The sequence below is a fragment of the Halapricum sp. CBA1109 genome (assembly GCF_009741825.1).
Lineage (GTDB): Archaea > Halobacteriota > Halobacteria > Halobacteriales > Haloarculaceae > Halapricum.
This window is the reverse complement of record NZ_WPCA01000221.1, coordinates 1-2,757: the sequence shown is the minus strand read 5'-3', so window position 1 is coordinate 2,757 and position 2,757 is coordinate 1. Positions and strand designations below refer to the sequence as shown.

The 2,757-nt window shown below is 68.0% G+C and carries 3 protein-coding genes; all 3 read right to left on the bottom strand.

All coding sequences use genetic code 11. The annotated features are described in order from the left end of the window. Positions 1-26: 26 nt before the first annotated feature. A complete protein-coding gene (locus GJ629_RS15310; RefSeq protein WP_157513785.1) occupies positions 27-284 on the bottom strand; it encodes a hypothetical protein in 258 nt (85 codons plus the stop codon). Positions 285-461: 177 nt separating this feature from the next. Then, positions 462-2,261, bottom strand: coding sequence for a prolyl oligopeptidase family serine peptidase (locus GJ629_RS15305; RefSeq protein WP_370515935.1), 1,800 nt, complete (start codon positions 2,259-2,261; stop codon positions 462-464). A 39-nt stretch (positions 2,262-2,300) separates the two neighbouring features. Further along, on the bottom strand, positions 2,301-2,757 hold a 457-nt coding region (locus GJ629_RS15300), incomplete at its 5' end, for an endonuclease NucS domain-containing protein (protein ID WP_157513784.1).

Below are 2,757 nucleotides of genomic sequence, written 5' to 3'. Positions count from 1 at the left end.
ACCGGTCTGTGTACCGTTGCTCCGTGTCACCGGTCTCTGTACCGTTGCTCGTGCACCGGTCTCTGTACCCGTTGCTCCGTGTCACCGGCCTCCGTGCCGTTGCTCGCACTACCCGTACCGGCGTCGCGGCGGGGGGTGTCGGTGTCAGCGGTCTCGTCGGCCTCGGGCGTCGCCGTGTCGGTCGGTGTGTCCGCGGCCGTCGTCGTCGTGTCGCCGGTCGAACACCCGGCCAGCGCGACCATCCCGACGACGGCTACGAGCACGAGGAGGCGACGGGTGTTCATCTCCCCACCCCCTCGTCAGCGGGTATCTGTCGCTCGGTGCTGTCTGGAGGGCACGAACGGACGAACGCGCCACCCATCGCGTCCGTGCCGTGCGGGGCGGTCGAAGACATCGCATCAGGGACTCGGGGGTGTAAAATAAAAAGCCTGTATGAAGGGCTTCAGGTTCGGAAGCTATGCTCAAACGTGGTCGTCGAGGAACGCCACCACGTCGGTGTAGGCGTCGATGCGATTCTCGCGCTTGCTCAGGCCGTGGCCCTCGTCGTCGTACACCCGGAGTTCGACCGGGATGTCGCGCTCGCGGACCGCCTCGACTATCTGCTCGGCCTCACCGAGGGGGACCCGCGGGTCGTTCGCGCCGTGGATGACGAACAGCGGCGCGGCGATGTTCTCGGCGTGATTGAGCGGGCTGATGGATTCGAGGAACTCCCGGTCTTCCTCGAGCGACCCGTACTCGGCCTCCCTGAGTTGCCGCCGCCAGGAGCCGGTGTTCTCCAGAAAGGTGACGAAGTTGGCGATGCCGACGACGTCGACGCCGGCCGCCCACAACTCGGGGTACTCCGTCATCGCCGACAGCACCATAAACCCGCCGTAGGAGCCGCCCTTGGCGACGAGGCGGTCCGCGTCGACGGCATCGTGGTCGGCCAACCAGTCGACGGCCGCCCGGATATCTTTCACCGAGTCCATCCGCTTCTCGACGTCGTCCAGATGCGTGTAGGCCTTCCCGTAGCCAGAAGAACCCCGGACGTTCGGTTCGAAGACGGCGTAGCCCCGCGAGAGGAAGTACTGGGTGAGCCCCGAGAAGGAGGGCCGGCGCTGGCTCTCGGGGCCGCCGTGGATGTCGACGATAGTCGGCGCGCCGCCGTCGGGCACCTCCGGCGGCAACGAAAAGAAGGCCGGAATCGCACGGCCGTCGAAACTCTCGTAGCGGATCAACTCGGGGGCGACGAACGACTCCCGGGGGATACCCGCCGTCCCGGCGTCGGTCCAGCGCTCGCTCTCGCCGGTGGTCGTCTCGACGACGAAGACGTTCGTGTTCTCCGTGCGGCCGGTGGTCGTGACGGCGAAACGCTCGGCCTCGGGACCCCACGAGACGCCGCCGGAGATGCCGCCCGGCAGGTCCGGGTCGGGGTACGTCTCGATGGTCGTCGGGCCGGCCAGTTCTCCGACGGTCAGGTCGGTGTAGCCGTCGACGTTCCGGGAGTAGACGACGCGGCCGGTGTCGGTATCCAGTGCGACGCCGCCGACGTTCCACTCCCCGCCCGTCTCGACTGTTTCTCGGTTACCGCTGTCGACGTCGATACGGACCAACTCCAGCGTATCGGTGTCCATATCCGAGACGCAGTAGACGCTCTCGCCGTCGGGCCCCCAGTCGGCGCTGCGGTGACGGACCGAGCCCTCGTGGGGCGTGATGTGGGTGCGCTCGCCGCTGTCGACGTCAAGCACGTAGAGGTCCTGATCGAAGTTCGAGTGAGCCTCCGAGAGGAGCAATCGCGTGTCGTCGGGGCTCCAGCCCCCAAGGGAGAGCCAGCCGTCGCCCTCCCGGACGAGGCGGGCGTCCTCGCCCGAGTCGGCGCGACCCTGAACGTAGACGTCGAACACCTCCTCGTCGCGGCGGTTGGAGGTGAAGGCGACGCGGTCGCCGTCGTGGCTCCAGCCGCCCCAGTGGTGTTTGGCGTCGGGCATCCCCGTCAGTTCGTGGACGTGGCCCGTATCGTCGATGCGGAACAGCTGTGCGCGTTCGTCGCCGCCGTCGTCCTTGCTGAAGACCATCTCCGGGCGTTCGGGCGAGAAGGAGACGAAGCCGACCGGTTCGTCGCCGAAGGTCCGCTGTCGGGGCCACGCGCGGGGACCCTCCAGCGTCCAGACCTGTGCGGCACCGGTCGTATCCAGCAGGAAGGCGAGGGTTCCATCGGGGCCGAAACTGGCTCCGTAGGCGCTGTGCGTGTTCAGATAGCGTTCGAGCGGAAAGTCCGTCACTGCCGGAAGGTAGAGCGGCCCGATGAAAGGTGTTGTGCGCTACGGCTCCAGCGAAACGAACTCCAAACCCTGTTCGGCCAGCATCCGGCGGGCGCGGTCGGTCACCGAGGGCGCGACGAGGATGCCGCGGACGCCGGCCTCGGCGTGGAGGTCACGGTCGAGGGCGTCGACGTACCGCCGGAGTTGGCCGACGGCGTCCGGGCCGACCCGCCGGCGTTTCAACTCCAGAACGACCGTCCGGCCGTCGTCGTCCTCGGCGAAGACGTCGACGGCACCGGCGCTGGTCTGTCGTTCGGTCGCCAGCGGGACCAGTCCGGGTTCGACCAGCGATGGGTCCTCGAGGATGCGGTCGCGCAGGTCGTCTTCTGTCCCCTCGACGGTCAGTTCCTCGGGGTCGGTGAGGTCGTAGGCGGCGACGTGGTCGACGGTCGAGAACGTCACGACGAGGCGCTCCTCGGGGGACTCCCGACGGCTGTCGACGACCAACTCGCCGTCC